This is a genomic window from Tessaracoccus pujii (assembly GCF_054483895.1).
In genome coordinates, this window is record NZ_CM137012.1 from 552,851 (window position 1) to 578,059 (window position 25,209).

Here is a 25,209-nt window from a genome sequence, read left to right on the forward strand (position 1 = left end):
GGGGGGCACCCGGCATGCGTGTGCCGCGAGGCAGTAGGTTCTGCCGCGTGACCAACTATTCCCAGGCGGACGAGGCAGGCTACTTCGGACGATTCGGCGGTGCGTACCTCCCGCCCCACCTCGTGGAGCCCATCGCGGAAGTCAAGGCGGCCTACGCCGAGGCAAGCGCCGACCCCGCGTTCATGGAGGAGTACGCCCACCTCCTCAAGGCCTACGTCGGACGCCCGTCCCTGTTGCACTTCGCGGAGAACCTCACCGCGCATCTGGGCGGCGCGAAGGTCTACCTCAAGCGTGAGGATCTCAACCACACGGGATCACACAAGATCAACCACTGCCTCGGCGAGGCGCTGCTGGCCCGCCGCATGGGCAAGAGGAAGCTGATCGCCGAGACCGGCGCGGGTCAACATGGTGTCGCGCTCGCCACGGCGGCAGCCCTGCTGGGCCTCGAATGCGAGATCCACATGGGCGCGATCGACGTCGCCAAGCAGCATCCCAACGTGGTGCGCATGGAGCTTCTCGGAGCCAAGGTGGTGGAGGTCACCGAGGGCGGTGCCTCCCTGAAGGAGGCCGTCGACTCCGCCTTCGCCACGTACGCCCGGGACTTCAAGGACACGTTCTTCGGGATCGGCTCGGTGGTCGGCCCGGACCCGTACCCGTCGATGGTGCGCGACTTCCAGTCCATCGTCGGGCGCGAGGCCCGTGCCCAGATTCGTGAGGCCGAGGGGCGCCTGCCCGATGCCATCACCGCGTGCGTGGGCGGGGGCTCGAACGCGCTCGGTCTGTTCACGGCCTTCCTCGACGACGAGGACGTGCGGCTCTACGGCGTCGAACCGGCGGGCCGCGGGGTGGAGGTGCTGGGCGAACACGCCGCCACCATGAGCACGGGCACCGACGGCATCCTGCACGGCATGGCCACCAAGGTGATCCAGACGCCTGAGGGCGAACCCGCCCCCGTGCACTCCATCGCGTCGGGTCTGGACTATCCGGGCGTCGGCCCGCAGCACGCCTTCCTGCAGGAGTCGGGCCGGGTCACGTACGTGTCCGCCACCGACGCCGAGTGCCTGGACGCCTTCCAGCTGCTGTGCCGCACGGAGGGAATCATCCCCGCGCTGGAGAGCTCGCACGCCGTGGCGCACGCCATGCGGCTGGCGCCGTCCCTGCCGAAGGACGCGATCGTGTTGGTCAACCTGTCGGGACGCGGTGACAAGGACGTGGACTACGTCGCCGAGGTGCTGGCCTCCCGCTGACCGGGCAGGCATGCTCATCCCAGCAGGAGCAGGATCGTGGGCATCACCACGATCGCGACGAGGATCGTCATGCTGGTGAAGAAGGCGCTCGTCTCGACGTCGAGCCCCGCCTCCTCCGAGAACGCAACCACCATCGAGGCGACCGGCGCGAAGAGCAGCATGACGAGCACGATTCTGATGTCGCGGGCGAGGGGCAGGGCGTACCAGACCCCCAGCGCGAGGAGGATCGCGAACGTGTAGCGCATCGCCAGGTACTTGACGGCGCGGGTGAGCCTGCTGCGGTGCAGCCGGATTTCGAGCCCGACTCCGATCATCAGCATGGCGAGGAAAGGGTTCGCAGCGCCGACAGTGCTGGTGAACACGATGATCGGGTCCGGCAGCGTGATGTGGGCCAGTCGCATCACCACTAGTACCAGGTAGGTCACGAAGATCGGCGAGCTGAAGACGATCTTGAGAAAGGACCTGACGGTAGTCTTCTTCGACTGGTCGACCAGGCTCATGCCCCATCCGTACCCAACCCCGGCGGAGCCGAGCGAGTTGCCGACGTCGAACATGGCCGTGTACACCATGGCGGGCGAGCCCATGAAGCCCGAGATGTAGGGCATCGAGAAGGCACCGATGTTGTAGGTCCCGGAGTGGAAGATCCCGAAGGCCTTGGCGCTGGGACCGTTGCGGCGGTTCAGCCAGTATCCGGCAGCCTGTTGTCCGGCGTTGACGACGAAGCCGATCACCACCAGCAACAGCAGTGCGGGAAGGATGGTGTAGGAGTTGAAGCTGGTCGCCAGTGCGCAGGGCAGGGTGATCCGCAGGACGATCTTGGAGAAGATCCCGAAGTCGGAGGCCTTCACCCAGCCCAGCCGTTTGATCCCGTACCCGATCGCCACGATCGCCACCAGGGACAGCGCCCGGATCAGGATCTCGACCACGAACCTTCTCCTCTCATGCGGCGAGGAGATTCTTTCAGCATCCGGTGGACCCGGTGTCGCGGGGGTCTCACTCCTTGTGGTTGCCGGGGGCGCCGGGGAAGGTCTGGCAGGGATGGGTTCGCCATCGAGTCGCCGGCGCGGCACGCTGGGCGCATGACCGTTGAGACCCGCCCGATGCGCATCGTGTTCCATTCGCCCCGGATCCCGAACAACACGGGGGCGACGATGCGGCTCGCGGCAGTCACCGGTGCGGAACTGCATCTGGTGCGCCCTCTCGGGTTCGACATGGACGACGCCAAGCTGCGCCGCGCCGGGGTCGACTATCGCGACAAGGCCGCCACGTTCGTCCACGAGTCACTCGAGGATGCCTTCAGGGTCCTGCTGCCAGCCCGGGTGTTCGCCTTCACCGCCCACGCCGACGCTGCCTACACCGACGTCGCTTATCAGCCGGGCGACGTCCTACTCTTCGGCCCCGAGCCCACCGGCCTCGCTGCCGAGGTGCTGGCCGATCCTCGCGTCACCGCGCGGGTGCGGATCCCGATGCGGCCCGGGATGCGATCGTTGAACCTCGCGAACGCGGCGGCCATCGCCGTGTACGAGGCGTGGCGCCAACTCGGACACCCCGGGGCAGGCGGAGGCCCGGGAACACCTCACCAGCCAAGGGGATAGCCGTCTGCGCGCGGCTCGGAGCCGGCGACGAGGACGCTGCCGACGTCCTTCGGATCAAGGCGCCAGATGGCCTGACCGCGGCCGAAGATGGCCGCGTGCTGCGCCACCACCGCGTCGTGCCCGCGGTTGCGCAGGTTCGAAACGGCATCGGTGCCGGCGGACTTCTCGACCTGGACCGAGCCTGTGGCCGGGTCCCAGAACCACCGCGGGCGACCGAGCGCCGTCTGGGGATCGTCCCGGCCGTCGACGGTGTGGAGCACCAGTTGCACGTGCCCTTGGGCCTGCATGTCGCCGCCCATGACCCCGAAGGGCCCGACGGGGTCCCCGCCGCGGGTGAGGAACCCGGGAATGATCGTGTGGAAGGGACGCTTTCCCGGCGCGAGCTCGTTGGGGTGTCCGGGGCGCAGGGAGAAGCCTGCGCCGCGATTCTGCAGCGAGATCCCTGTGCCGGGGACGACGACCTGCGCACCGAAGCCGTGGAAGTTGCTCTGGATGAAGCTCACCATCATCCCGTCGCCGTCCGCGGCGCAGAGATAGACCGTGTCAGAGCCTCGAGGATCCAGGGCGGCAGGCGAGGTGGCGCGGTCCCCGATGCCGGCGCGGCGCCGGGCGGTGTGGGTGGGTGACAGCAGGGCGTCGACAGGTACCTCGACGACGGCGGGATCGCCGACCAGTGCGTGGGTATCGGTCAGGGCGGACTTGACTGCCTCGATCTGCCGGTGCCAGTCGGCCGCCTCAGCAGGGCTGAAGCCGTCGAGCACGTTGAGCGCCATGAGCGCGGCGATGCCCTGCCCGTTGGGTGGCGCCTCCCAGACCTCGTGGTCGCGGTATCTGGCGCTGATCGGCTCTACCCACTCGCTCCTGTGCTGAGCCAGATCCGACGGCGACAGACCGCCGCCACTTGCGCGGGCGAAGGCCACGATGCGGGCGGCGAGGTCCCCGGCGTAGAAGTCCTCGCCGCGGCTGGCGGCGATAGCGGTGAGGGTTGCCGCCATCTCGGGGCTGCGCCAGACCTCGCCCACCGAGGGCGCGCGTCCATCCGGCGCGAACAGAGGCGCAAAGCCGGCAGCGCTGGGCTCGTGCCGCCGGGCGAGGGCCGCGGCCACGCCCCGCTGCCAGCCCCACGCGACGACGCCGGAGACCGCGAACCCTCCCGCAGCCAGGGCGATGGCCGGCTCCAGCACTGCGGCGAACGGCAGGCGCCCGAACCGGCCGTGCAGGTCGGCCCATGCGCGCACCGCGCCCGGGACGGTGACGGCCTCCCACCCCAGTGACGGCATCGTCGTCCGGCCCTGGGCCCGGAGGCGTGCGGCGGAGGCGGTCGAGGGCGCCCGGCCCGACCCGTTGAGGGCGTGCAGGCGGCCACCGTCCCAGACCAGAGCGAATGCGTCCGAGCCGAGGCCGTTGCTGCACGGCTCCACGACGGGCAGGCATGCGGCCATCGTCACTGCGGCGTCGACCGCGTTGCCCCCCGCTCGCAGGGTCGCGAGGCCGGCTTCGGCGGCAAGCGGCTGCGAGGTGGCGACGGCGCCGCGGCGAGCGAACAGGGGCTGGCGTTGGCCAGGTTGCGCAAGGGGTGCCAGGCGCATCGGCGGCCTTTCGTAGCGTGGTGGGGTGCTTGAGTCCCGACATTAGCCGAACCTTGACCCCTGGCAGCTCAAGGTATATACCTAGCACTGCAGGGTGTTGCTCGTCGAGAGGACGCACATGCGCATCGGGAAGGACCTTGTCGCCGCCTCGGCGACGCCCCTCGTCCTTGGGATACTCGCCGAGGGGGAGTCGCACGGTTACGCGATCCTCAAGCGGATCCAGGAGGTCTCGGGCGGAAGGCTCGAGTGGAGCGATGGCATGCTCTATCCCCTCCTGCACCGGCTCGAGCGGCTCGGTCACCTCGAGTCCGCCTGGTGCCTGTCGCCGGAAGGACGACGACGCAAGGAGTACCGCATCACCGCCCGTGGCGTGGACGTCCTGGCGGAACAACGTCGGCAATGGGCGGCGGTCACCGAGGCCATGGAGGCTGTGTGGACCGGGCTCACGACGCCTGCGCTGACCGCCGGCAACCGACCCGCCTGGCAGGGCTGAGCCATGACGAACGCCAGCGGAGCCGACCTCCACGGCCTGGAGGATCAGATCGGTCAATGGCGCGCCTGGGTCCTGCGCCGCGGGGCGGCGATCGCGCCCGATATCGACGAACTGGAGGACCACCTCCGCGGCCAGGTCGGCGAACTGACCAGTGCCGGGTTGACCGCGGACGAGGCATTCCTGGTCGCCGTCAAGCGGATGGGCTCCCTCGACGTGCTGTCACGGGAGTTCGCCCGGGAGCATTCCGACCGGTTGTGGAAGCAACTCGTCCTGGGCGGTGAGGGGACCGAGGGGCTCACGCGACGGATGGTGGTGGGCCTCCTCTTCGCCGTCGCCGCCGCGCTCGCAGTCAAACTCCCCGCACTGCTCGGCATCGAAGTGGGGGAGGGGACGTGGTACGTCCGCAACCTCGCCTTCCTCGTGCTGCCCTTCCTCGCCGGGTGGTTCGTCTGGAGCCGACGATCAGGGGCCGCAGTGCTCGCCGCGGTCGTCGCGCTGTTCGTGGCTTTTGCCGTCGTCGCGAACATCTTCCCGTTCGAGGACAGCGCACCCACACCTGCCACGGAGGCACTACTGGCGGTCCACCTGCCCGTGCTGCTGTGGTTCGTCGTCGGGCTCTCTTATACGGGGAAGCGGTGGCGACTCTCCCAGGCCCGCATGGATGTCGTCCGCTTCACGGGGGAGATGGCGATCTATTTCGCGCTGATGGCCCTAGGGGGCGGGGTGCTGGTGGGGCTGTCGATCGGGGTCTTCTCCGCCATAGGTCTCGACGTCGAGGACGCGGTGGCGACGTGGCTGCTCCCGATGGGAGCCGCAGGCGCCGTGATCGTGGCGGCGCTGCTGGTCGAGGCCAAGCAGGCCGTCGTGGAGAACATGGCTCCGGTGCTGACGAAGCTCTTCACGCCACTGTTCACGGTGCTGCTCCTGGCCTTTCTGGCGGCGATGGTGTGGACCCGGAACCTCGTGGATGTGGAGCGCGAGGTGCTCATCATCTTCGACCTGTTGCTGGTCGTCGTGCTCGCCCTGGTGCTGTACTCGATGTCCGCGCGGGAACCCACCGCCCGGCCGGGAGCCTTCGACCGGCTGCAACTCGTGCTTGTCGGCAGTGCCCTGGCGGTGGACCTCGTGGGCCTGGCCGCCATGGTCAGCCGGATCGCGATCTACGGCCCCAGCCCCAACAAGGTGGCCGCCCTGGGGCTCAATCTGCTGCTGCTGGTCAATCTGGCCTGGCTCGGATGGCTTCTGCTCGACTTCGTTCGCGGACGGCGTCCCTATGCAGGGCTCGAGCGGTGGCAGATGGCGTATCTCCCCGTCTACGCAATGTGGGCGGCCGTCGTGGTCTGCGTGTTCCCGCCTGTCTTCGGGTTCGCATAGCGTCCTGCCGTGATCGCGTGATGCGGCGGCAAGGCGTCATCTAGGAACGGTCCTCATCGGCGCCGTCGGCGCGTCGGGCGCGGGGCCGGTGCGGTGAGCGCAGGCGGCGCAGCGTCAGAGCGGTATCCATGGCTGCGTGGGCGGCCTCGTAGCCTTTGTCTTCAACCGAGTCTGCGAGTCCGGCCCGTGCGAGTGCCTGTTCCTCGGTGTCGCAGGTGAGGACGCCGAAGCCCACGGGGGTGGCGTGATCGAGTGCAACCCGGGTGAGTCCGTCGGTGGCGGCGGAGCACACGAAGTCGAAGTGCGGGGTGCCGCCGCGGATGACGACGCCGAGGGCGACGACGGCGTCGTGGGTGCGGGCCAGCGCATCGGCGGCGACGGGTAGTTCGAAGCTGCCGGGTACGCGCACCACCGTCGGCTCGGTGCCGGCCTCGGCGCAAGCACGGAGCGAGCCGGCGAGGAGGCCGTCCATCACCTCCTTGTGCCAGCTGGCCGCGACGATGGCGACGGTGAGGCGGCTGGCGTCGACGCCGGGAGTTTCGGGTGCGCCGTGTCTGCTCATGAAAGTGCTCTCTTCTACTTGGTCGGGAGGCCGGGGATGAGGTGTCCCATGCGGTCGCGTTTGGTGGTGAGGTAGGAGAGGTTGTGTGCCCCTGGTGGTACGACGAGCGAAACCCGTCCGGCGACGTCGGTGCCCAGCTCCTGGAGTGCGGTGACCTTGGCGGGGTTGTTGGTCATGAGTCGTACGGCTTCTACGCCGAGGTCGCGGATGATCTGCGCGGCCACAGTGTAGCGGCGGGCGTCGACGGGGAGCCCGAGGTCGGTGTTGGCGTCCACGGTGTCCCGGCCGGTCTCCTGGAGGGCGTAGGCGTTGATCTTGGCCACCAACCCGATGCCGCGACCCTCGTGGCCCCGCAGGTAGACGAGCAGGCCGCGACCTTCTGCCGCGATGCGCTCCAGTGCCAGGTCCAGCTGAGGTCCGCAGTCGCAGCGGCTGCTGCCGAACACGTCACCCGTGAGGCATTCGGAATGCACGCGGGTCAGGACGGGGTCCGGGCCGGTGATCTCGCCGAGCGCCAGGGCCACTTGTTCCTCGCCGTCGAGGGTGCTGCGGTAGCCGAAGGCTCGAAAGTCGCCGTGTCGGGTGGGGAGAACCGCCTCGGTGACGCGCTCGACGAACTGCTCGGTGCGTTCGCGGTGGGCGGCGAGGTCGTCGATGGAGATCATCGCCAGGCCGTGTTCGTCGGCGAAGTCGCGGAGCTGCTGGCCGCGCTTCATGGTGCCGTCGTCGTTGACGATCTCCACGAGAACGCCGACGGGCTGCAACCCGGCGAGCCTGGCCAGGTCGACGGCGGCCTCGGTGTGTCCGCGGCGGGCCAGCACTCCGCCCTCGCGGTAGCGCAGCGGGAATACGTGTCCAGGGCGGGTGAGGTCCGTGGGCTGGGTGGTGGGGTCGGCCAGGACCCGGGTGGTGTGGGCGCGGTCGGCGGCGCTGATGCCGGTGGACACGCCGTGCCGCGCGTCGACGGTGACGGTGAACGCGGTGCGGTACTGGTCGTCGTTGTCGCGGGTCATCAGCGGAATCTGCATGCGGTCCAGCAGGTCGCCGGGCATGGGGGCGCAGATCACGCCACTGGAGTGCCTGATGGTGAAGGCCATCATCTCGGGCGTGGCCTTCTCGGCGGCGAAGATGAGGTCGCCCTCGTTCTCGCGGGACTCGTCGTCGACGACCACCACGGCCCTGCCGGCGGCGATGTCAGCGATCGCCCGCTCGATGGTGTCGAGTTGGATGCTCATCGGGTCACCAGGCGCTCGACGTACTTGGCGATGATGTCGACCTCGAGGTTGACCTCGTCGCCGACCTCTCGAAGGCCCAGCGTGGTGCGGGTCAGGGTCTCCGGGATCAGGCCGACGGTGAACGTCTCGGCGTCGTCGTCGACCGAGATCACCGTGAGGCTGGTGCCGTCCACGGCGATGGATCCCTTGGCGACGACGTAGCGTGCCAGCGCTCTGGGCAGCGAGAACGTGACGGTGTCCCAGTGTTCGCTGGGCACGCGGTCCACGACATGCCCGGTGCCGTCGACGTGTCCCTGGACGATGTGGCCGCCGAGCCGCGCGGTCGCGGTGAGGGAGCGTTCGAGGTTGACAGGGCTGCCTGCGGAGAGGGACCCGAGGGAGGTCTTGTCGAGGGTTTCCTGCATGAGGTCGGCCGTGAAAGCGGCACCGTCGAGGGTGACGACGGTCAGGCAGCAGCCGTTGACCGCGATCGAGTCACCCGGCGCCGAGTCGCTCGTGACCATGGGGCCGTCGATGGTCAGGCGCAGCGCATCCGGGTAGGGCTCGAGGGCCACCACGTGCCCCAGTTCTTCGACGATTCCAGTGAACATCAGCATTCTCTTTCAAGGGGGGTTGGAGGGATCGGGCGTAGGGTGAGCCGCAGATTGGGTGGGTCGCCAGTCTCGAGCGGCGGCAGGGTGGTGGCGTCGACGAGGGTCAGGTGCACTGCGTCGCCGATGCTGGATATGCCGAGGCCGCCGATCACGGGGCTGCCGGCTCCCAGAAGCTTGGGTGCCACATAGGCCACCACTTCGTCGATCAGGCCCTCGCGGAGGAACGCGGCCGCCAGGGTCGGTCCGCCCTCGAGGAGCGCATGCCGGCGTTGCCGGCGGTGCAGCTCTGCCAGCGCGGCTCGTGGGTCGCGGGTGCGCAGGTGCAGCGTCTCGGCCGCGTCGTCGAACACCCGGCTCCCCGGGCGAAGATCCCGCAGCCCCATGACCAATCGCAGCGGTTGGGTCCCGACCAGGGCGCCGTCGCGGTCGCGGACCGTGAGGTGAGGGTCGTCCACGGCCACGGTGCCGGTCCCGGCGACGATGGCGTCGCACCGGGCGCGAAGCCCGTGCGCGTCCGCACGTGCCGCGCCTGAGGACACCCAGCGCGAGCTGCCATCGTCGGCCGCGGTGCGCCCGTCGAGCGTCGCGGCGAACTTCCACGTCACGTACGGTCGGCCCTGGGTGACGGCGAAGGTCCAGTGGTGGTTCACCTCGGCCGCGTCGTCAGCGAGGAGGCCGCCCTCGACGTCGACGCCCGCGTCACGAAGCCGCCTGCCCCCGCCGGCGGCCTCCGGGTTGGGATCGGCCTGCGCGAAGACCACCCGCCGCACCCCGGCCGCGATCAGTGCCTCGGCGCACGGTCCCGTCCTGCCCCAGTGATTGCACGGCTCCAGCGTGACGACCGCCGTCGCACCCTCAGCAAGGTCGCCTGCTGCGGTGAGCGCGTCGATCTCTGCGTGCGGCGTGCCCGCTCCGCGGTGGTGCCCCTCGGCGATGCGACGCCCCTCGGGCGAGATCAGCACGCAGCCCACGCGCGGGTTCGGTCCGAGCGGGGCGTCGTCGGCGACGGCCAGATCGAGGGCGCGCAGCATGGCGGCCAGTTCTGCCGGTGATTCAGTCACGGCGCCCCACATCCCATTTCGGGCGCGCTCGGGGGCACACGATCAGGCGGCAGATAGGCTGCCGCCGACCGTAGCGTGCGCTTCCCATCCGGACTTTGACCGTCGGTCCAGGAGTTTCACCTGGTCAACCGGCCAAACAGGTTGGCCGGGTCGCGGACTATCACCGCCGGTGCGGAATTTCACCGCCCCCAGAGCACGCATACGTGTATCTGAGGCCAAGAATGCATCCGCGATCCCCGGCAGTCAATTCCGGGCTGTCGACCGCGGCGCACAGTACCGGCTATGTACCGCCAACGCCGTGAACAACTTCTGTGCTGAGATCGAGATCGTCGGCTGAACACGACCTGCTCCTTGGTCTGACGGGTCTTCTGCCTGACCTCCCGGGGCCCGCTCGGCGTCGCCGTGCAGCTGCGACGCCGAGGCCGGTTGTGGCGGCCGTGCCAAGTGCAGCTGATCGCGAGAACGCACTCTTCCGCCGCGCGGACGGACCAGTGGAGTGTTGACCCAGCGGTGGTTGCCGCCGCGGTGGCCAAGCCACTGTGCCGGGGGCATCCAAGGTCCGCGGAGGCGGGACGCGAGTGCGGCGGTCCACGCTCAGGAGGCAGACCAGCGGGTGCCACTGGGGGCACGTAACCGCGCCTTCAGGTTCGGTACCTGGCGGCCCTGTCCGCGGAGGCGTGCCGGTAGTGGGGGTGGCCTGTGACCGGGTTGAGCGTGGGTAGCTGCACTGGGGCCCCGCCTCCGCGGCCGGGGATCGGGTTGTACACCCGTGCCGGCGGCCAGGGCTTCGACGGGAGGTGCGGCGGCTCGCGCGTGACGGGGGCGCGCGTCGGCACGGGTCTGAACGTGCTCGACGTAACTACATTTCAAGGGTTCGGGTGCCCAGTTCGCAGTAATCCACTGGATGATTGTCGTCTCGGACACATTCCCACGGGAGAGGACCGGCTACTTCAGAAGGCGCAGATCTGCCGCGCCGCATCAGGCACCCTGTGGCTGCCTGATGCGACCTCGTCCTTGACCAAACCTTGTCCGAGTCCTGTTCTTTGCTTTACCCGACCAGTTGAGACTAGGCAGTGGGGCCACGCGCGCACGCCGCGCCGTCTGGTGACCGTTTCGACGATGGGAGTGGGCCGTGTGGTCTGAAGAGTTCTCGATATTTGGTGTGGGGATCCCGGTCTACGGGCTGAGCAAGGCACTGGCGCTGCTGGTCGGCGCGTGGCTGGTGGGTCGCGCATTCATGCGGATCGGCTACGACGATAACCTTGCGCACGCGGTCGGGCGGTGACAGCCGTGGACAGCACGACCGCCGAGGCAGAGGCCGGTGCGGCAGGGGGCCGTCGGGGGTTCTGGGGTGCGCTGTGGGCCGGGACCCGGGCCACCGTGGGCGCGTTGATGGGGCTGGCGCCGCATGTGATGCACCACATCGGGTTCCTGGCGGGGGCCGCGCTCCTGACCGGCGTCCTCGGTAACACCGTGCTCTACGTGGTGGGGTTGGCGTTGAGCATCCCGCTGCTGCGACGGCTCCGTCGCCGGTTCGGCACCTGGAAGGCGCCTGCGATGGGGATGGCGGTGTTCACTGGGCTGTTTGCCCTGTCCGCGTTCGTGATCGGGCCGTTGTTCAACCCAGCCGCCACCAGCGACTCAGACAACACCCCCGGCCCCGAACCGGCAGCCTCCGCCAGCGCGTCCGGCTCCGAAGAACACGAAGGGCATCACAGCGCCTCACCCACCCGATGACACCCGTCCGGCCACAGCGGCTGGACGGGCGCCTGCTTCGTGCTCTCGAGTGCGCGGGTCAGAGGTTGGTGAGCATGTCCTCCATCTCGGTGATCTCGGCCCGCTGGTCGGCGATGATCTTCTCGGCCAGGGCGACCGCGTCGGGATTCTGGCCCTCGGCCACCTGCTGCTCGGACATTCCGATGGCGCCCTCGTGGTGGGCGATCATGGCCTCGAGGAACGCCTGATCGAACTCTGTACCCGAGAGGCCGTCGAGCTGGCCCATCATCTCTTCCTGGCTCATGCCGTTCATGTCCATGCCGCCCATGTCCATGCCGCCATGGTCACCGGGGGAGATGTCCTCACCCCAGGCGCTCAGCCAGGAGGTCATCTCGTCGATCTCCGGGCCCTGGGCCTCGGCGATCCGCTCGGCCAGTGCCACCACCTCGGGGGTCTCGGCGCGCTCGATCGCCAGCTGCGACATTTCGATGGCGCCCTCGTGATGGATGATCATCATCTGCGCGAACGTGGTGTCCTGGTCGTTGTGGTCGCCCGCGACCTCCGACGAGGCGCTGGCGGACGCGGATTCGGTGGCCGTGGGGGAGGTGGTCGCTGCAGGGGGGGTGGTGCTCTGGTTTCCGCAGGCCGCCAGGGTGGCCGTCAGGACCAGCCCCGCCAACGTGGCGGTGATCCGCTTCGTGGGTGACATGTGTTCTTGCTCCGTTCCTGGCCGACGGGGGTCGCCGGTCCTTGATGTCGAGGCTACGTACCGTCAGCTGACGGTCCAACCCGTGGAGGGTCAAGAATCGGTCAAGACACTCTCCGATGCTCGCGCGGTGGCGAGGGGGAGGCTGAGGGTGAAGGTCGAGCCGTGCCCGAGGCCCGGGCTGGTGACCGTCAATGAGCCGCCGTGGGCCAGGGCGAGGCTGCGCGCGATGGTCAGCCCGATCCCGGACCCGCCCGCATCGCGGGCCCGGGCCGTGTCGGCGCGGTAGAACCGTTCGAACACCTTCGAGAGCTGCTCCGCAGCGAGACCGTCGCCGGTGTCGGTGACCATCATCACCACCTCACTCTTGGATTCGCGTGCGCTGATGCGCACCATCCCACCGGCGGGCGTGTGCCGCAGAGCGTTGTCGAGCAGGTTGCCCAGAATCTGACCCACCCGCTGCGGATCCGCTACGACGAACCCTGAGTCAGAGTCCGCGGACAACACAACGCCCTTGTCCGCATATCTGGTCGCGACCGAGGCCACCGCGGTCTCGATGAGGTCCCACACCGGCTGCGCCTGGGTGTCGAGGGTGAATCGGCCCTCCTCGGCGCGCGACACGTCGTCGAGGTCTGCGGCGATCTTCTTGAGCCGGGCGGCCTGCAGGGTGAGCAGTTGTTGGCTCTCCCGGTCCCAGGGGACCACGTCGTCGATGACGGCCTCCAGCTCAGCGGTCAGCGTGGCCAGGGGGGTGCGGAGCTCGTGCGCCACGTCCGAGAGAAGCCGACGTCGGCTGGTTTCGGTCGAGTCCAGGCGGCTGGCCATGCCGTTGAATGCTTCAGCAACGGCGTGGAATTCGGGACTTGTCGCGGTCTCGGGGACGCGAGCGGTGTAATCGCCCGCCTCCAGCAGTGCGGCGGCCGCTGTCAGTTGCTCCAGGGGCCGGCGCAACCGTATGGTCTCCAGCCAGGTCAGGCCGATGGCCAGAGCCAGCGCCACAACCAGCCCGATACCCAACGATCTGACGCCGGCGTCCAGGAACGCCTGTTCCACGTGCCCCATCTCGGCGATGCCGCCCGCCTGGCCGAGTTGTTCCAGGTGTTCGTGAAACAGGGAGGGGCCGACCACCACAGCGACCAGTGCGGCCGTGATCACGCCGACAGTCACCACGAGCGCCTGTGTGAGGAAGGTGCGGGTGCCCCATCGCATCCGGCCGACGGAGCCGCGCAGTTGCATCATCGCCCTGGTCCCATCCGATATCCGACGCCGCGGACCGTGAGGATGTAGCGCGGCTCGGCGGGTGGGTCGTCGAGCTTCTTGCGCAGGTTCGCCACGTGGACATCGACGACGTGATCGTCACCGACCCAGCCCGGCCCCCACACCGCGTCGATGATCTGCCGCCGGCTGAGCGCCACGTTCGGCCGTGCCGACAGTGCGTCGAGGATGTCGAACTCGGTGCGGGTCAAACCCACCGGCTCGCCGTTGATCCACACATCACGGCCCTCCGCATCCACCCGCAACACTCCGAACTCGCGCGGCGCTGCCGGCTGTGTGCCGTGGGCCTGGCGGCGCGGCCGCCTCAGCACGGTGTTGACCCGGGCGACGAGCTCGCGGGGGCTGAACGGCTTGGTCAGGTAGTCATCGGCGCCCACCGACAGGCCGATCAGCTTGTCAACCTCGTCGGCCCGGGCGGTCAGCATCAGGATGTAGCAGTCGGAGAACAACCGGATCTGGCGGCACACCTCGATGCCGTCGATCCCCGGGAGACCCAGATCAAGAATGATGACGTCGGGATCCAGCTCCTGGGCCGAGCGGACCCCCTCGGGTCCGGTGTAGGCCAATGCGGTGTCGAAACCTGCCCTATTGAGGTAGGAGGCGACGATCCCCGCCAGCGGGCGCTCGTCGTCAATCACCAACACACTCGACCTACGGGGCTCAGCCATACCGCCATTATTGACACACCACGCCCGCCGGCCCACCTCCCTCGCAGGGTTGGGCGACTCTTCTTGGCCGAACCTTGACCCGGGATGAACCGTTCCCTGATCTGGAGGGGTCACGCTGGGATCGTGAATGACATCCTGGCGTCAGCGCCGCCGAGCGCTCCGATCGAGGTGGTGGACGTCACCTTGGTGACCACCCCCGCGTGCCACTTCTGTGACGACGCCCACGAGCGCCTCGATGCCCTCGACCGCGCCGGCCTGCTTCGCCTCGCGACGGTGCCGGCTGAGTCTCCGGAGGGTCAGGCGCTGATCGCCGAGCACCGTCCGGGGATGTTTCCCTTGACGCTGGTGGCGGGACGCTACTTCCACGACGGGCGGATCCCGCGGGGCAAACTCGCGCGGCTCGTCGACCACCTGGGTGCCCGCTGATGGGCGCCGATCTCCTCGGCGCCGGCGGAATCCTGGCAGCGTTCCTCGCCGGCGGCGTCGCGCTGTTCGCGCCGTGCTGCATCGTGTTCCTCGCGCCCAGCTACCTGGCCGCCGCCGCGAAGAACCGCCGCTGGCGCCTGATCCCGCTGACCTTCGTGTTCGCCGCCGGCTTGGCGGCGGTCCTGGTTCCGATCACCATGGGCGTCAGCCTGGTCGCCGGCGCCATCGCCAAGTACCACGTCGTCCTTTACTGGGCCGGCGGGCTGCTGATGATCGGACTCGGGCTGCTCGCACTGTCGGGGGCGATGTGGTCGATGCCATCGTTCCTCCGTGCCCCGGACACCGCCCGCGGGGACACCGCCACCTTCTTCAGCCTCGGAGTGTTCTCCGGCATCGCCTCAAGCTGCTGCGCGCCGGTCCTGGCCGGGGTGATGACACTGTCGGCGCTGTCCGGATCACCAGTCGGCGGGCTGGTGCTCGGTGTGGCCTATGTGTTCGGAATGGTGATCCCGCTGTTCGTGATGGCACTGATGTGGGACAAGCGACCCGAGCGGATGCGCAGCCTCCGTGCGAAGCCGATCCGCATCAACCTGGGCCGTTTCACGCTGGCCACCAACACAGTCAACCTGCTGGTCGCGGTCGGGTTCGTGATCATGGGCATCCTGGTGATCGGTCAGGCCGGCGCCACCGAGATGACCGGCGCCGACGCCCCGCTGTTCGGCATGGGTGCCTGGCTCTCCGAGGTCTTCGCGTGGCTGATCGCGATCACCGCCCCCATCCCCGAAGTCGTCCTCGGCCTGGCGCTGCTTGCCCTGGCGGCCGTGTTCGTCGTGGCCACCCTCCGCGACCGTCGACGCGCCGAACCCGCGCCCGCAGCCCACGACTGCTGCGACACCGAACCCACAGCCGGCGCTGCGCCTGAGGACACCGGCGCAGCCACCGTCCCTTCCCAGGAGCCCCGATGACCCCCACCGCCACCCCGGCAGCCTCCCGTCGCGAGCAACTCAAAGCCCGCCAGCAGGCCGAAACGCAGCGCGACAAGAAGCGGCGCACCGTGATTCGGATCCTGGGCGGAGCAGTGACGCTGATCGTGCTGGCAGTCGTCGGCTACGGACTGTGGACAGCCATCCCCGAGCAGGGTGACACCCAGCGACTCGCCCCAGACTTCACGCTCACCACCACCGCCGGCACTTCGGTGACACTCAGCGACCTGCGCCCCAACCCGGTGCTCATCTACTTCAACGAAGGCGCCGGCTGCGCATCCTGCACCATGCAGATGGCCGAGATCGAGAAGAACCCCGGCTTCGCTGAGGCAGGCATCGAGGTCCTGCCGATCGTCATGAATACCGCTGAGCAGATCCTGCCCGACATGCAGCAGTTCGGAGTCACCACCCCGTACCTCCTCGACGACGGCACCGTGTCAAAGGCCTACGACGTCCTCGACAAGGGCATGCACCCTGGAATGCCCGGTCACGGCTTCGTCCTCATCGACGGCGACGGCGTCCAACGCTGGTACGGCAACTATCCCTCCATGTGGCTCGACCCCCAGGAACTCCTCGACGAGATCACCACGCGATTGCGGTGAAGTCATGGTGAATCCCCGCCAGGCTGGGCCTGGCGGGGATAGCGTGACGAGCGGGCCGATCGCGCCGGTCAGGAGGAGTGGTGGGCCCCCATGCCGGAGAACCCCTGATGCATGCCGGGGTTCATGGTCCCGTCCAGACCCATCTCTGACTGGGTCATCATCCGGACGTGGCCCGCGAACTCGCGTCCGGTGAAGTCAGCAGCTCCGGCGGGGACAGCGGTCATCGCGGCGACTAATGCGGCGACGGCGGCGAGGGCGGCGATCCTTCGCTTCGTGATCATGGTGGTCTCCTTCGTTCGGGGGCGGCCGTTCGGCCGATGAAACCACTCTCCCTCACCGAGGTATGGATTTGACGCACGATCCCCTTCGCTTCGGTCAAGAAGTTGACGACCGGCCATCGGCTAGGTGCAGATTCGCCCTCGAAGCCTCGCCAACCACACCTACGAACATGGGAGACGGCCAGGATCAGGGGGTCGGGGCTGCCAGGTCCTGGTAGTGGGCCCAGCGCTCGTCGGTGTCTTGTTGCATCTCGGTGAGGAGGTGCTCGCTGCGGGCGGGGTCGGTGCGCTGCAGCCGGGAGAATCTGCTTTGCGCCAGGGCGAACTCCCGGACGGGCCGGGTGGGTGATTTGGAGTCGAGGGAGAAGGCTGCGGGCCGCTCGGGTGTTGCGGGGCGGGATCGGTACAGGGGCCAGTGACCGCTGGTGACGGCTGCTTTCTGGTGGTGCAGGGACTGGGCCATCTCGATGCCGTGTTCGATGCAGCTGGCGTAGGCGATGACCAGTGAGACTCCCGGCCATCGTTGTGCCTCCTGCAGGGCTCGCACCGTTTGGATTTCGTTGCCGCCGAGGGCCACTTGTGCGACGTAGACGTCGCGGTAGGTCAGGGCGAATCGACCGAGGTCCTTCTTCTGGGTGCCCTTGCCTCCTGAGGCGAACTTTGCGATCGCACCCCGTGGGGTCGCCTTGGACGCTTGTCCGCCGGTGTTGGAGTACACCTCGGTGTCCAGCACGAGGATGTTGACGTTGCGTCCGGAGGCCAGGACGTGATCCAGGCCGCCGAATCCGATGTCGTGTGCCCAGCCGTCGCCTCCGATGATCCACACCGTGCGGTCGACGAGTTCGTCGGCCAAGGTCAGCAGGCGTGCCAGGTCGGATCCGTCGACGGGCGCGAGGTCGTTGATCCGGGTCTTGAGGCGCGAGATGTTGCGCCGTAGCCGCGACAGGTCCTCGCCGTCGGAGTCGGCGTCGAGGATGCTGGCTGCGAGATCGGTTCCCAGGGCGTCGCTGTTCTGCGCCAGCAGCTTCCGGGCCTGCTGGTGCTGATGGTCGGCGGCGAGGCGGATCCCGAGCCCGAATTCGGCGTTGTCTTCGAACAGGGAATTCGCCCAAGCGGGGCCGCGTCCGCAGGCATCGGTCGACCAGGGGGTGGTGGGCAGGTTTCCTCCGAAGATGGAGGAGCAGCCGGTGGCATTGGCGAGGATCAGCCGGTCGCCGGTCAGTTGGCTGAGAAGCTTGAGGTAGGGCGTCTCACCGCATCCTGAGCAGGCACCGGAGAACGTGAACAGGGGTTCCAGCAGCTGGGAGCCTTTGACGGTGTCGGTCTTCAGTGCGGAGCGGGGTGGCTGGGGGAGGTCCTCGACGGCGGCGAAATGCTCCTGGTCGAAGTTGAGGCGGTCACCGATGGGCTCCATCAGCAGCGCCTTGTGGGCGGGGTTGACCTTGTCTGCCACCGGGCACGCCTCGACGCACAGGCCGCAGGCGGTGCAGTCCAAGGGGGAGATCGCCAGGGTGAGGCGGTGCCCCGGGAGTTCGCGAGAACTGAACTTGGTGAAGGGGAACTGCTGCGGGAGTGACTGGGTCCCTGACGGGTCGAACACTGCCATGCGGATGGCGGCGTGGGGGCACACGATGGTGCACTTCCCGCAGCCGGTGCACAGGTCGGCGTCCCAGACCGGTGCCTCGCTTGCGAGGCCGCGCTTCTCCCACCTGGCGGTGTTGGTGGGGAACATCCCGTCAACCGGCAGGGCGCTGACGGGCAGCAGGTCGCCGTCGCCGTCAAGCATGGGGCCCGTGACCTCGCGAACGAACCTCGGCGCGTGCCCCGGCAGCGGCGCCATCCGCCGCACCGCGCCCTCGACCTGGACGGGGATGGTCACCTGCTGCAGGCCGCCGAGGGCGGCCAGGATGGCGGACACGTTGTGGGCGACGACATCGCTGCCCTTGGATCCGTAGGCCTGACGCGCCGACGCGCAGAGGATCTCCTCGACGTCTGCGTCGGGCAGCAGGTCGACCAGCGCGAAGAAGCATGTCTGCATGACGGTGTTGATGCGGCCGGCAAGGTGGTTCTCGCGGGCGATCCGGTAGGCGTCGACCACGTAGACGCTCAGGTCGCGATCGATGATGTCCTGCTGGACCTCCCGGGGCAGGTGGGACCAGACCTTGTCAGCCGGATGAGGCGAGTTCAGGAGGACGGTTGCGCCTCGTCGGGCGGTGTCGAGGACCCGTCGTCGGGTCAGCAACGGGAACTGGTGGACGGCAATGAAGTCGGCCCGGTCGATCAGATAGGTCGATCGGATCGGATCCGGACCGAAGCGCAGGTGCGAGACGGTGATCGAGCCCGCCTTCTTCGAGTCGTAGACGAAATACCCCTGCGTGTGCAGATCGGTGTGTTTCCCGACGATCTTCACCGCCGCCTTGTTCGCCCCGACCGTCCCGTCAGAGCCCAAGCCGTAGAACACGGCCTGCAACGGCGCCTTGGGAACCGTGAACGACGGGTCGGGCTGGACAGACAGACCGGTCACGTCGTCGACGATCCCGACGGTGACGTGCCGCCGTGGCGTGGCGCGTAGAAGTTCGTCGAAGAGGCCCTTGGCCATGGCCGGGTTGAACTCCTTGCCCCCGAGGCCGTAGCGGCCGCCCGTGACCGAGATGTCGCCGCGACCCCCTTCGGCGAGCGCGGCGAGGACGTCGGTGTACAACGGCTCGCCGACGGCTCCAGGCTCTTTCGTGCGGTCCAGCACCATCACCTGTCGCGCCGTCGCGGGGAGCGCCTCCAGGAGCTGGGCGGCGGGGAAGGGCCGGTACAGCCGGATGGTGCACACGCCGACTTTCTCCCCCCGGGCGAGCAGCTCTTCCGCTGTTTCGGTGGCGGCGCCGACCCCGGAGCCCATGAGCACCAGGATCCGCTCCGCATCCGGTGCACCGGTGTAGTCCACGAGCCGATATCGGCGACCCGTTCTGCCCGCCAGATCGTCAAAGAGCGCCTGAACGGTCTCCGGGAGGGCGTCGTGGAAGCGGTTCGCGGCCTCGCGGGCCTGGAAGAACACGTCCGGGTTCTGCGCGGTGCCGCGGATGGTGGGGGCGTCCGGGCTGAGCCCGCTGGCGCGGTGGGCAGACACGGCGCCCTCGTCGACGAGGCCGCGCACATCCTCCCTTGCCAGGAGGTTGATGCGGTCGATCTGGTGGGAGGTTCGGAAGCCGTCGAAGAAGTGGAGGAACGGCACTCTGCTGGTCAGGGTGGCAGCGTGGGCCACGGCGGCGAAGTCGTGTGCCTCCTGCACCGATGACGCGCAGAGCATGGCCCAGCCGGTGCCGCGCGCCGCCATGACGTCGCTGTGGTCACCGAAGATCGACAGGGCGTGGGTGGCCAGCGTGCGGGCCGCGACGTGAATCACCGCCGGTGTCAGCTCGCCGGCGATCTTGTACATGTTGGGCAGCATCAGCAGCAGCCCCTGGCTGGCCGTGAACGTGGTGGCCAGCGTCCCCTTGAGGATCGCCCCGTGCAGGGCGCCGGCAGCGCCCGCCTCGGATTGCATCTGCACCACCTCAGGCACGGCACCCCACAGGTTTTCTCGCCCGGCCGCAGACCAGGTGTCGGCCAGCTCGCCCATCGTGGAAGCCGGCGTGATCGGGTAGATCGCCACCACGTCGGAGAGGAGGTGGGCGATCTGCGCGGCGGCTTCGTTTCCGTCGACGCACGCGGTCTGCGGGGCAGTCGTCATGGTGTCCTCCTGGGGGCTGGTCTGTGGTTGAGATGGTCTCAGGTGTCGGTGCGGGTCCAGACGGCGCCCCTCACATTCGATGAGCCATCGGGAGGAGGAACAAGACGATGTTGACCAGGCCGAGGAACCCCACGAGGGCAGCCATCGGCACGAAGGTGCTGGTCCGGCGCTTCGCCGTCTGGTAGCGGCGGCGGGTGATGCGCCACGCGGTGTACAGGGAACCGGCGATGCCCAACGCCAGCAGGGCGAACTGCAGGATCTGGATGGTGAGGTTGCTGGCCAGCGCCGGCGACTCGGCGCCGTAGGTGGTTCCGAACAGCGCCGCGACCGTGGTGATCACCGATCCGCCCTCGGCCAGGAGGTGGAACAGGTTGTGGGAGATGTGGCCGGCGACGTCGAGCGGGATCAGGGCGTAGCCGAACCGGGCGAAGTTCTTCATCGTGGTCTCGAGATTGCGGCCCGCTGCCAGACGAGACGCACCAATGAGCAGCCCGACCGGCAGGCTGACCGCGACGGCGAATGCGACGGTGAAGATCAGCGCGTAGTTGGTGATGCCGGTCGTGGCCTCCAGCCACGCCAGCGCCGTATTCCACACTTCCAGCATCGTGACGTTCTGCACGATCACGATGCCCATGATGGCCATCGCGAGGAACGACTCCTCGACGGAGGGCTTGTTGATGAACCACAGCTCGCTGGTCGGCTTCCGCAGCCGCACCTGGATGGCGTCATTGGGGCACGCCTTGATGCAGTTGGCGCACAGGTTGCAGTTGGCGTTGGTGTCCATCGTCCGGGGGAAGGTGAACAGCGGGCAGCCCGCGACCTTCTCGTTGCCGTTGTAGCACGCGGCCCGCGCCTTGCAGGTGCGGCAGATGTCTGCGTCGGCGCGAAGCTCCACCATGCCGGTGCGGGCGTAGTTGCCCGCCAAACCGCCGAGAAAGCACAGGTAGCGGCAGAAGGTACGGCGCTGGAACAGCGCACCGGAGACGATCACGGCACTGGTGAGGAGCAGCAACAGCACACCTGAGCCCCACGGCGACTCCACGATGCCCCACACATGATCTGCCCACGTGATCAGCAGGAAGGATGCGTCGATGATCCAGATGCCGTACCTCTTCAGGAAGGCCGGGACCGGCTGGTTCACCCCCACCAACTTCTGGACCTGATCCGACAGCCACCCGAATGGGCACACCGCGCACCAGAACCTGCCCAGCAGGACGAACACGATCGGGATCAGCGGCCACCACAGCACCCACATCAAAGCGGTGCCGGCGTTGTCGTGGGCAGAGTCGGGGCCCACCAGCAACTGGTACGCGACCAGGCCGAACACCATTGCTACAGGGACTTGGATGATGCCGGGGTACAGCCGGCTCCGCAGCATCCGGGCCACCCACGGGACGCTCATCAGGTTCCGACCCGCCGGCGGGGGAGTGAGGTCCGGCTTCTCGTCCAGGTCGAGGAAGACCGGACCCGGCCTGTCCCCGGGCTTTCCTCCGGGCCCTTCGAGTGTCGGCAGAGTGGGAGTGGTCATCAGGATTCCTTCGCGACGGTGTGGGTGTCGGTGGTCAGTGCCGCGGCGCGCGCTTCACGACGTCGCTTGTGGTCGGGGGCGCTCCTGCGGCGCAACAGGGCCGCGTACAGCATGACCGCGCCGTTGAACACGCCGAAGCCGCCCAACACAAGAGCCCGAGGCCGGTCCATAGGAGGTTCCTCGCTGTGTTCCTCCGCGCCGCTGCCATGCTCCTCAGCCGCGGTCTCCTCCCCTGCTGCCGGCGCCTGCTCGCCGGCCGAGGCGTTGTGGCCCTCCCCATGCACAGAGTCCTCAGCGGGGGCCGGGGCCGGTTCCGGCTCGGGTGACGACGTCACGGGTGCGGAGGCCGCGGGGGGTGCGCTCTCTTCGACTGCCGGCCCGTGCTCGTGGCCCGGAGGCCGGTCACTGCTGCCAGTAGTGGGTTGGCTGCTGGAGGTCGCGGCAGGGCTCGGAGGTTCGGTCGCCGAGTTCGCCACCGCCGGCGGTGAGAGACTGACCATCGTCCACACGACGACAACAGCGGCTGGGGCGACGCTCAGTATGCGGCTCATTCGGGAACTCCTCGGTATGGAATGACCGCCTTATCGTGACTGACCGCCCATGACCGAGATCACCAGAACCCCGGTTCTGCAGAGCATCTTGAGAAGACCTTGACCAAGTCTGTACGCGGCCGCCGACCATCCCCGCCGAAGTGCCCCCGACCTGCTGGCTCACGGTCGGCGGGGGCCCCCAACGCCAGGATGATCCGACGGACGAGGATGAGGGCTGCGCACCTGGATTGGTCAGTGCTCCGCGTGGTTGCCCTCGGCCTCGGTGGCGTAGTCGGGGATGCTGATGCTGATGGTGGCGGGTCCGGGTGTCGGCGGCTGGGGACTGTAGCTGATGCCGTTGGGCTTGTCGCCGACAGGCACAGTCGCGACCGTCTCGTCGGTCGACAGGTCGATCACGGAGACGGTGTCGTCGAAGAGGTTGGTCACCCAGGCTCGCTGCCCGGTCGGCTCGATGACGACCCCGTGCGGGCCGGATCCTGCGGGGACGGTCGCCTGCACCGTCATGGATGCGGGGTCGATCACCGAGACCGTGCTACCCGGGGCGTCCTCGGTTCCCTGGTCGGCCGACAGCAGCCGCGTCCCGTCCGCGGTCAGGTACAGCTGGACCGGGGGCGCCGGAACCGCCACCGATCCTGTGACCCTCTGCTCCACGAGGTCAACCTTCACCACGGAACTGGACCCGACCAGGCTGACGAAGGCGTACCGCCCGTCGGGCGCCACGGCAACCTGCGGAGGCGAATCGCCGACCGGGATCGTCGCGGTGACCTCATACGTGCTGGTGTCCACGACGTCGACGGTGCCCGCGGTGGTGTTGGCCACGACCACCGCCGAACCATCCGGGGTAGGACGCAGTCCATGCGGCCCCGCGCTGAGGCCGACGACGGCCCGGAGTTCCAGCGTCGCCGCGTCGTAGACGCTGAGCGTGTCATCTCCCGCGTTGGTGACAAGGACCTGTTCACCGTCGGGACTGACGACAACGTGCGCAGGGCTCGCTCCGGTAGGGGCGGTGCCCACCAGCTTGTAGGTGGCGGCATCGAGTCCCACAAGGGCGTTGGCCTGACCGCTGACGGCCCAGACCGTGGCCCCATCCGGGCTCACCTGAACATTGTGAGGGCTCTCGATTCCGCTCACCGTCGTCACCAGGGCCCCGGTGGCGGCGTCGATGGCCGACAGGGAGTCACCGTCCTCGTTGGCGACCCAGACCGTGCCCCTTATCTCCGTCGGCTCCTGAGACTCGTTGTCCTCTCCGGTGGCGGCGGTGCTCTCGGCGCCCTGCGTCGCGCCGGTGCTGCTCGACGGCGCAGCCGAACTTGTCCCGGGGGCAGTCTGCCCACAGGCCGTGAACGTCAGGGCGGTCGTCACCAGGACGGCGAGGAACAGGGGGCGGCGTAGACCGCCGGGGCGAGCTGGCACGGGGATTCTCCTAGTGATTTGTAGAAATGTGGGACCACTATGACGCGCCAGTCGTGTGCGTTCGATGCTCATCGGGTCAAGATTCCGTCAAGCTCGGCGCCGGCGACATCGCCCATCAGACCGGCCTCGCCCGGGGGCCCTTGAAGTCTGATACACAAGGACTCTGAGCAGACAAGGCGGTACCACAATGCGCGTGCAGTTGTTGTACTTCGACGGCTGCCCGAACTGGCGGCTCCTTGAGCAGCGCCTCGATGACCTGGCCATCGAAGCGGGCATCGAGGTCGAGCGGGTCCTGATTGAGACCGACGAAGAGGCCCGTAGCATGGGCTTCCATGGCTCGCCGAGCCTTCTCTTGGACGGGCGTGACCCCTTCGCGCCGGAGGGCGCCCCTGTGGGCTTGACGTGTCGTGTCTATTCCGCCTCGTCGGGGCTTGAGGGATCGCCAAGCGTCTCCCAGTTGCGTGAGGTTCTTGGGCTGCCCGCGCTCTAGCCGGCTCCCTGCGACGAGCCCGAATCCGAACCCCAGTGCCGCGGAGACGGTCCCCCAGTGCCGCCCCCCACGCTCACCCCATCCACGGGCCACCGCCGCTACCGCCACGTTACCGCGCAGCGGGCTCCTGCCACCTCCAGGGACCGAACCACATCTCGCGGAAACGTGCCGGTAGTGGGACCCTCTAGTCTCCCCCCTGAGCGTGGACCCCCGCACTGGCGTCCCGTCACCGCGGACACGTTGGATGCCAACAACGCACATCACCACCGCAGCGAAGAGGTGCTCGGTCTCGCGTACCGATCGCCAGCGGCCTGCCAGGGTTGCTGCGGTGACTCTGAACTTGTGGCCCTTAAGCGCGCTGCGGCCGATCTTCTCTGCGGCCTTCTTGTGTAGCCGAACCTCATGGCATGTCCGCCGTCGTGCGAATCCGTGCCATGAACGTGCTGAAGATTGGCGCACACTGACGGAGGGTGGCGAGGCAAGAAATAGCAAAACCCCCAGTCAGCGGGCGTTTCGCCTTGCCGACTGGGGGATACCAGATGTGTCCGAGAGAGGACTTGAACCTCCACGCCCTTTACGGGCACTAGCACCTCAAGCTAGCGCGTCTACCAATTCCGCCACCCGGACGAGTGACACCCCCGAGGGGGAGCGACAAGGAACTCTAGCAGGTAGGCGCCCGGGTAGCGCAAATCCCCCTAGGGTGGGCGTATCGAGGAGGAGCCCATGGTCGTCAACGCAACGTTCGAGATCGAGATCGCCCCGGAAGAGGGGCTTCTGCCCGGTACCCGGCGATTCGAGTTCGCCAAAGTGTGGAGCGGGGAAGCGGAAGGAGCCAGCCGCGGATTCATGCTGTCGGCCGGCAACCCAGCGGAGGGCACCGCCGGCTACGTGGCTCTGGAGGTGTTCGAGGGGCGCATCGGCGGGCGCAGCGGCACCGTCGCCTTCCAGCAGTTCGGCACCATGCGCGACGGCACCCAGGAGGTCCGCTACGAAGTGGTCCCCGGCTCAGGAACGGAGGACCTGGCGGGATGCGTCGGTTCGCTCACCCTGGAGATCGATGCTGAGGGTGTCCATCACGTGGCGTTCGACATCGCCTGAGC

25 protein-coding genes, 1 tRNA gene and 1 riboswitch are annotated in these 25,209 nt (G+C 68.3%); of the genes, 11 read left to right on the forward strand and 15 right to left on the reverse strand.

Annotated elements, in window-relative coordinates:
- The first annotated feature begins 47 nt into the window (after positions 1-47).
- The gene (trpB, locus tag ACX1D0_RS02625) at positions 48-1,247 is read left to right on the forward strand and encodes a tryptophan synthase subunit beta (RefSeq protein WP_459019357.1); all 1,200 of its coding nucleotides are present in this window, start codon (positions 48-50) and stop codon (positions 1,245-1,247) included.
- A gap of 14 nt (positions 1,248-1,261) precedes the next feature.
- On the opposite strand, the gene ACX1D0_RS02630 is transcribed toward trpB, so the two are convergent.
- Positions 1,262-2,173 carry an AEC family transporter gene (locus ACX1D0_RS02630; RefSeq protein WP_459019358.1) on the reverse strand — a complete coding sequence of 304 codons (912 nt, stop codon included), beginning with the start codon at positions 2,171-2,173 and terminating at the stop codon, positions 1,262-1,264.
- A 153-nt stretch (positions 2,174-2,326) separates the two neighbouring features.
- Between ACX1D0_RS02630 and ACX1D0_RS02635 the strand changes: the two genes are divergently transcribed.
- A complete protein-coding gene (locus tag ACX1D0_RS02635) occupies positions 2,327-2,842 on the forward strand; it encodes a tRNA (cytidine(34)-2'-O)-methyltransferase (protein WP_459019359.1) in 516 nt (171 codons plus the stop codon).
- On the opposite strand, the gene ACX1D0_RS02640 is transcribed toward ACX1D0_RS02635, so the two are convergent.
- Positions 2,824-4,431, reverse strand: coding sequence for a gamma-glutamyltransferase family protein (locus tag ACX1D0_RS02640; protein WP_459019360.1), 1,608 nt, complete (start codon positions 4,429-4,431; stop codon positions 2,824-2,826). The genes ACX1D0_RS02635 and ACX1D0_RS02640 overlap by 19 nt on opposite strands.
- A gap of 118 nt (positions 4,432-4,549) precedes the next feature.
- On the opposite strand from ACX1D0_RS02640, the gene ACX1D0_RS02645 reads away from it, so the two are divergent.
- Together ACX1D0_RS02645 and ACX1D0_RS02650 are read left to right on the forward strand one after the other, a co-directional pair.
- On the forward strand, positions 4,550-4,924 hold the full coding sequence (locus ACX1D0_RS02645) for a PadR family transcriptional regulator (protein WP_459019361.1): 375 nt from the start codon (positions 4,550-4,552) through the stop codon (positions 4,922-4,924).
- Between the two features lie 3 nt (positions 4,925-4,927).
- The gene (locus ACX1D0_RS02650) at positions 4,928-6,298 is read left to right on the forward strand and encodes a permease prefix domain 1-containing protein (RefSeq protein WP_459019362.1); all 1,371 of its coding nucleotides are present in this window, start codon (positions 4,928-4,930) and stop codon (positions 6,296-6,298) included.
- A gap of 40 nt (positions 6,299-6,338) precedes the next feature.
- On the opposite strand, the gene ribH is transcribed toward ACX1D0_RS02650, so the two are convergent.
- The 4 genes from ribH to ribD are packed head-to-tail and all read right to left on the reverse strand — an operon-like array spanning position 6,339 to position 9,749.
- Entirely contained in the window at positions 6,339-6,860 is a 522-nt protein-coding gene (gene ribH / locus ACX1D0_RS02655) for a 6,7-dimethyl-8-ribityllumazine synthase (protein ID WP_459019363.1), read from the reverse strand.
- A 14-nt stretch (positions 6,861-6,874) separates the two neighbouring features.
- Complete coding sequence (locus ACX1D0_RS02660; protein ID WP_459019364.1) at positions 6,875-8,095, reverse strand: bifunctional 3,4-dihydroxy-2-butanone-4-phosphate synthase/GTP cyclohydrolase II; 1,221 nt, start codon at positions 8,093-8,095, stop codon at positions 6,875-6,877.
- Positions 8,092-8,685 (reverse strand): riboflavin synthase, encoded by a 594-nt coding sequence (locus ACX1D0_RS02665; RefSeq protein ID WP_459019365.1) that lies wholly within the window; start codon positions 8,683-8,685, stop codon positions 8,092-8,094. Before ACX1D0_RS02665 ends, ACX1D0_RS02660 begins: the two co-directional genes overlap by 4 nt.
- Positions 8,685-9,749: a bifunctional diaminohydroxyphosphoribosylaminopyrimidine deaminase/5-amino-6-(5-phosphoribosylamino)uracil reductase RibD gene (ribD, locus tag ACX1D0_RS02670; protein WP_459019366.1), complete on the reverse strand. Its 1,065-nt coding sequence runs from the start codon at positions 9,747-9,749 to the stop codon at positions 8,685-8,687. The genes ACX1D0_RS02665 and ribD overlap by 1 nt, the downstream gene beginning before the upstream one ends.
- 71 nt (positions 9,750-9,820) lie before the next feature.
- Positions 9,821-9,950: riboswitch (FMN riboswitch) on the reverse strand.
- 931 nt (positions 9,951-10,881) lie between these two features.
- Here ribD and ACX1D0_RS02675 point away from each other — a divergent pair.
- Positions 10,882-11,034: a hypothetical protein gene (locus ACX1D0_RS02675; protein WP_459019367.1), complete on the forward strand. Its 153-nt coding sequence runs from the start codon at positions 10,882-10,884 to the stop codon at positions 11,032-11,034.
- Between the two features lie 5 nt (positions 11,035-11,039).
- Positions 11,040-11,486: a hypothetical protein gene (locus ACX1D0_RS02680; RefSeq protein WP_459019368.1), complete on the forward strand. Its 447-nt coding sequence runs from the start codon at positions 11,040-11,042 to the stop codon at positions 11,484-11,486.
- A 58-nt stretch (positions 11,487-11,544) separates the two neighbouring features.
- On the opposite strand, the gene ACX1D0_RS02685 is transcribed toward ACX1D0_RS02680, so the two are convergent.
- The 3 genes from ACX1D0_RS02685 to ACX1D0_RS02695 form a co-directional block, all read right to left on the reverse strand.
- The gene (locus tag ACX1D0_RS02685; RefSeq protein ID WP_459019369.1) at positions 11,545-12,174 is read right to left on the reverse strand and encodes a DUF305 domain-containing protein; all 630 of its coding nucleotides are present in this window, start codon (positions 12,172-12,174) and stop codon (positions 11,545-11,547) included.
- A gap of 90 nt (positions 12,175-12,264) precedes the next feature.
- A complete protein-coding gene (locus ACX1D0_RS02690) occupies positions 12,265-13,410 on the reverse strand; it encodes a sensor histidine kinase (RefSeq protein WP_459019370.1) in 1,146 nt (381 codons plus the stop codon).
- On the reverse strand, positions 13,407-14,084 hold the full coding sequence (locus ACX1D0_RS02695) for a response regulator transcription factor (RefSeq protein ID WP_459019371.1): 678 nt from the start codon (positions 14,082-14,084) through the stop codon (positions 13,407-13,409). Before ACX1D0_RS02695 ends, ACX1D0_RS02690 begins: the two co-directional genes overlap by 4 nt.
- A 153-nt stretch (positions 14,085-14,237) precedes the next feature.
- Here ACX1D0_RS02695 and ACX1D0_RS02700 point away from each other — a divergent pair, with 153 nt between their 5' ends.
- From ACX1D0_RS02700 to ACX1D0_RS02710, 3 genes are read left to right on the forward strand one after another with little or no spacing between them, the layout of a single operon-like run.
- Positions 14,238-14,540 carry a glutaredoxin gene (locus tag ACX1D0_RS02700; RefSeq protein WP_459019372.1) on the forward strand — a complete coding sequence of 101 codons (303 nt, stop codon included), beginning with the start codon at positions 14,238-14,240 and terminating at the stop codon, positions 14,538-14,540.
- The gene (locus ACX1D0_RS02705) at positions 14,540-15,505 is read left to right on the forward strand and encodes a cytochrome c biogenesis CcdA family protein (RefSeq protein WP_459019373.1); all 966 of its coding nucleotides are present in this window, start codon (positions 14,540-14,542) and stop codon (positions 15,503-15,505) included. The genes ACX1D0_RS02700 and ACX1D0_RS02705 overlap by 1 nt, the downstream gene beginning before the upstream one ends.
- Positions 15,502-16,125: a peroxiredoxin family protein gene (locus ACX1D0_RS02710; RefSeq protein ID WP_459019374.1), complete on the forward strand. Its 624-nt coding sequence runs from the start codon at positions 15,502-15,504 to the stop codon at positions 16,123-16,125. Before ACX1D0_RS02705 ends, ACX1D0_RS02710 begins: the two co-directional genes overlap by 4 nt.
- 68 nt (positions 16,126-16,193) lie before the next feature.
- Here ACX1D0_RS02710 and ACX1D0_RS02715 read toward each other — a convergent pair whose 3' ends face one another.
- From ACX1D0_RS02715 to ACX1D0_RS02735, 5 genes are all read right to left on the reverse strand, one after another.
- Positions 16,194-16,406, reverse strand: coding sequence for a hypothetical protein (locus ACX1D0_RS02715; RefSeq protein ID WP_459019375.1), 213 nt, complete (start codon positions 16,404-16,406; stop codon positions 16,194-16,196).
- A 184-nt stretch (positions 16,407-16,590) separates the two neighbouring features.
- A complete protein-coding gene (gene nifJ, locus ACX1D0_RS02720; protein ID WP_459019376.1) occupies positions 16,591-20,127 on the reverse strand; it encodes a pyruvate:ferredoxin (flavodoxin) oxidoreductase in 3,537 nt (1,178 codons plus the stop codon).
- A 70-nt stretch (positions 20,128-20,197) separates the two neighbouring features.
- Complete coding sequence (locus ACX1D0_RS02725) at positions 20,198-21,655, reverse strand: 4Fe-4S binding protein (RefSeq protein ID WP_459019377.1); 1,458 nt, start codon at positions 21,653-21,655, stop codon at positions 20,198-20,200.
- The gene (locus ACX1D0_RS02730) at positions 21,655-21,825 is read right to left on the reverse strand and encodes a hypothetical protein (protein ID WP_459019378.1); all 171 of its coding nucleotides are present in this window, start codon (positions 21,823-21,825) and stop codon (positions 21,655-21,657) included. The genes ACX1D0_RS02725 and ACX1D0_RS02730 overlap by 1 nt, the downstream gene beginning before the upstream one ends.
- A 612-nt stretch (positions 21,826-22,437) precedes the next feature.
- Positions 22,438-23,619 (reverse strand): YVTN family beta-propeller repeat protein, encoded by a 1,182-nt coding sequence (locus ACX1D0_RS02735; protein ID WP_459019379.1) that lies wholly within the window; start codon positions 23,617-23,619, stop codon positions 22,438-22,440.
- A 187-nt stretch (positions 23,620-23,806) separates the two neighbouring features.
- On the opposite strand from ACX1D0_RS02735, the gene ACX1D0_RS02740 reads away from it, so the two are divergent.
- Positions 23,807-24,109, forward strand: coding sequence for a thioredoxin family protein (locus ACX1D0_RS02740; protein ID WP_459019380.1), 303 nt, complete (start codon positions 23,807-23,809; stop codon positions 24,107-24,109).
- 542 nt (positions 24,110-24,651) lie between these two features.
- Here the strand turns inward: ACX1D0_RS02740 and ACX1D0_RS02745 are convergent.
- Positions 24,652-24,736, reverse strand: a tRNA-Leu gene (locus tag ACX1D0_RS02745).
- A 96-nt stretch (positions 24,737-24,832) separates the two neighbouring features.
- Here ACX1D0_RS02745 and ACX1D0_RS02750 point away from each other — a divergent pair.
- A complete protein-coding gene (locus ACX1D0_RS02750) occupies positions 24,833-25,207 on the forward strand; it encodes a DUF3224 domain-containing protein (protein ID WP_459019381.1) in 375 nt (124 codons plus the stop codon).
- The last annotated feature ends 2 nt before the right edge of the window (positions 25,208-25,209 follow it).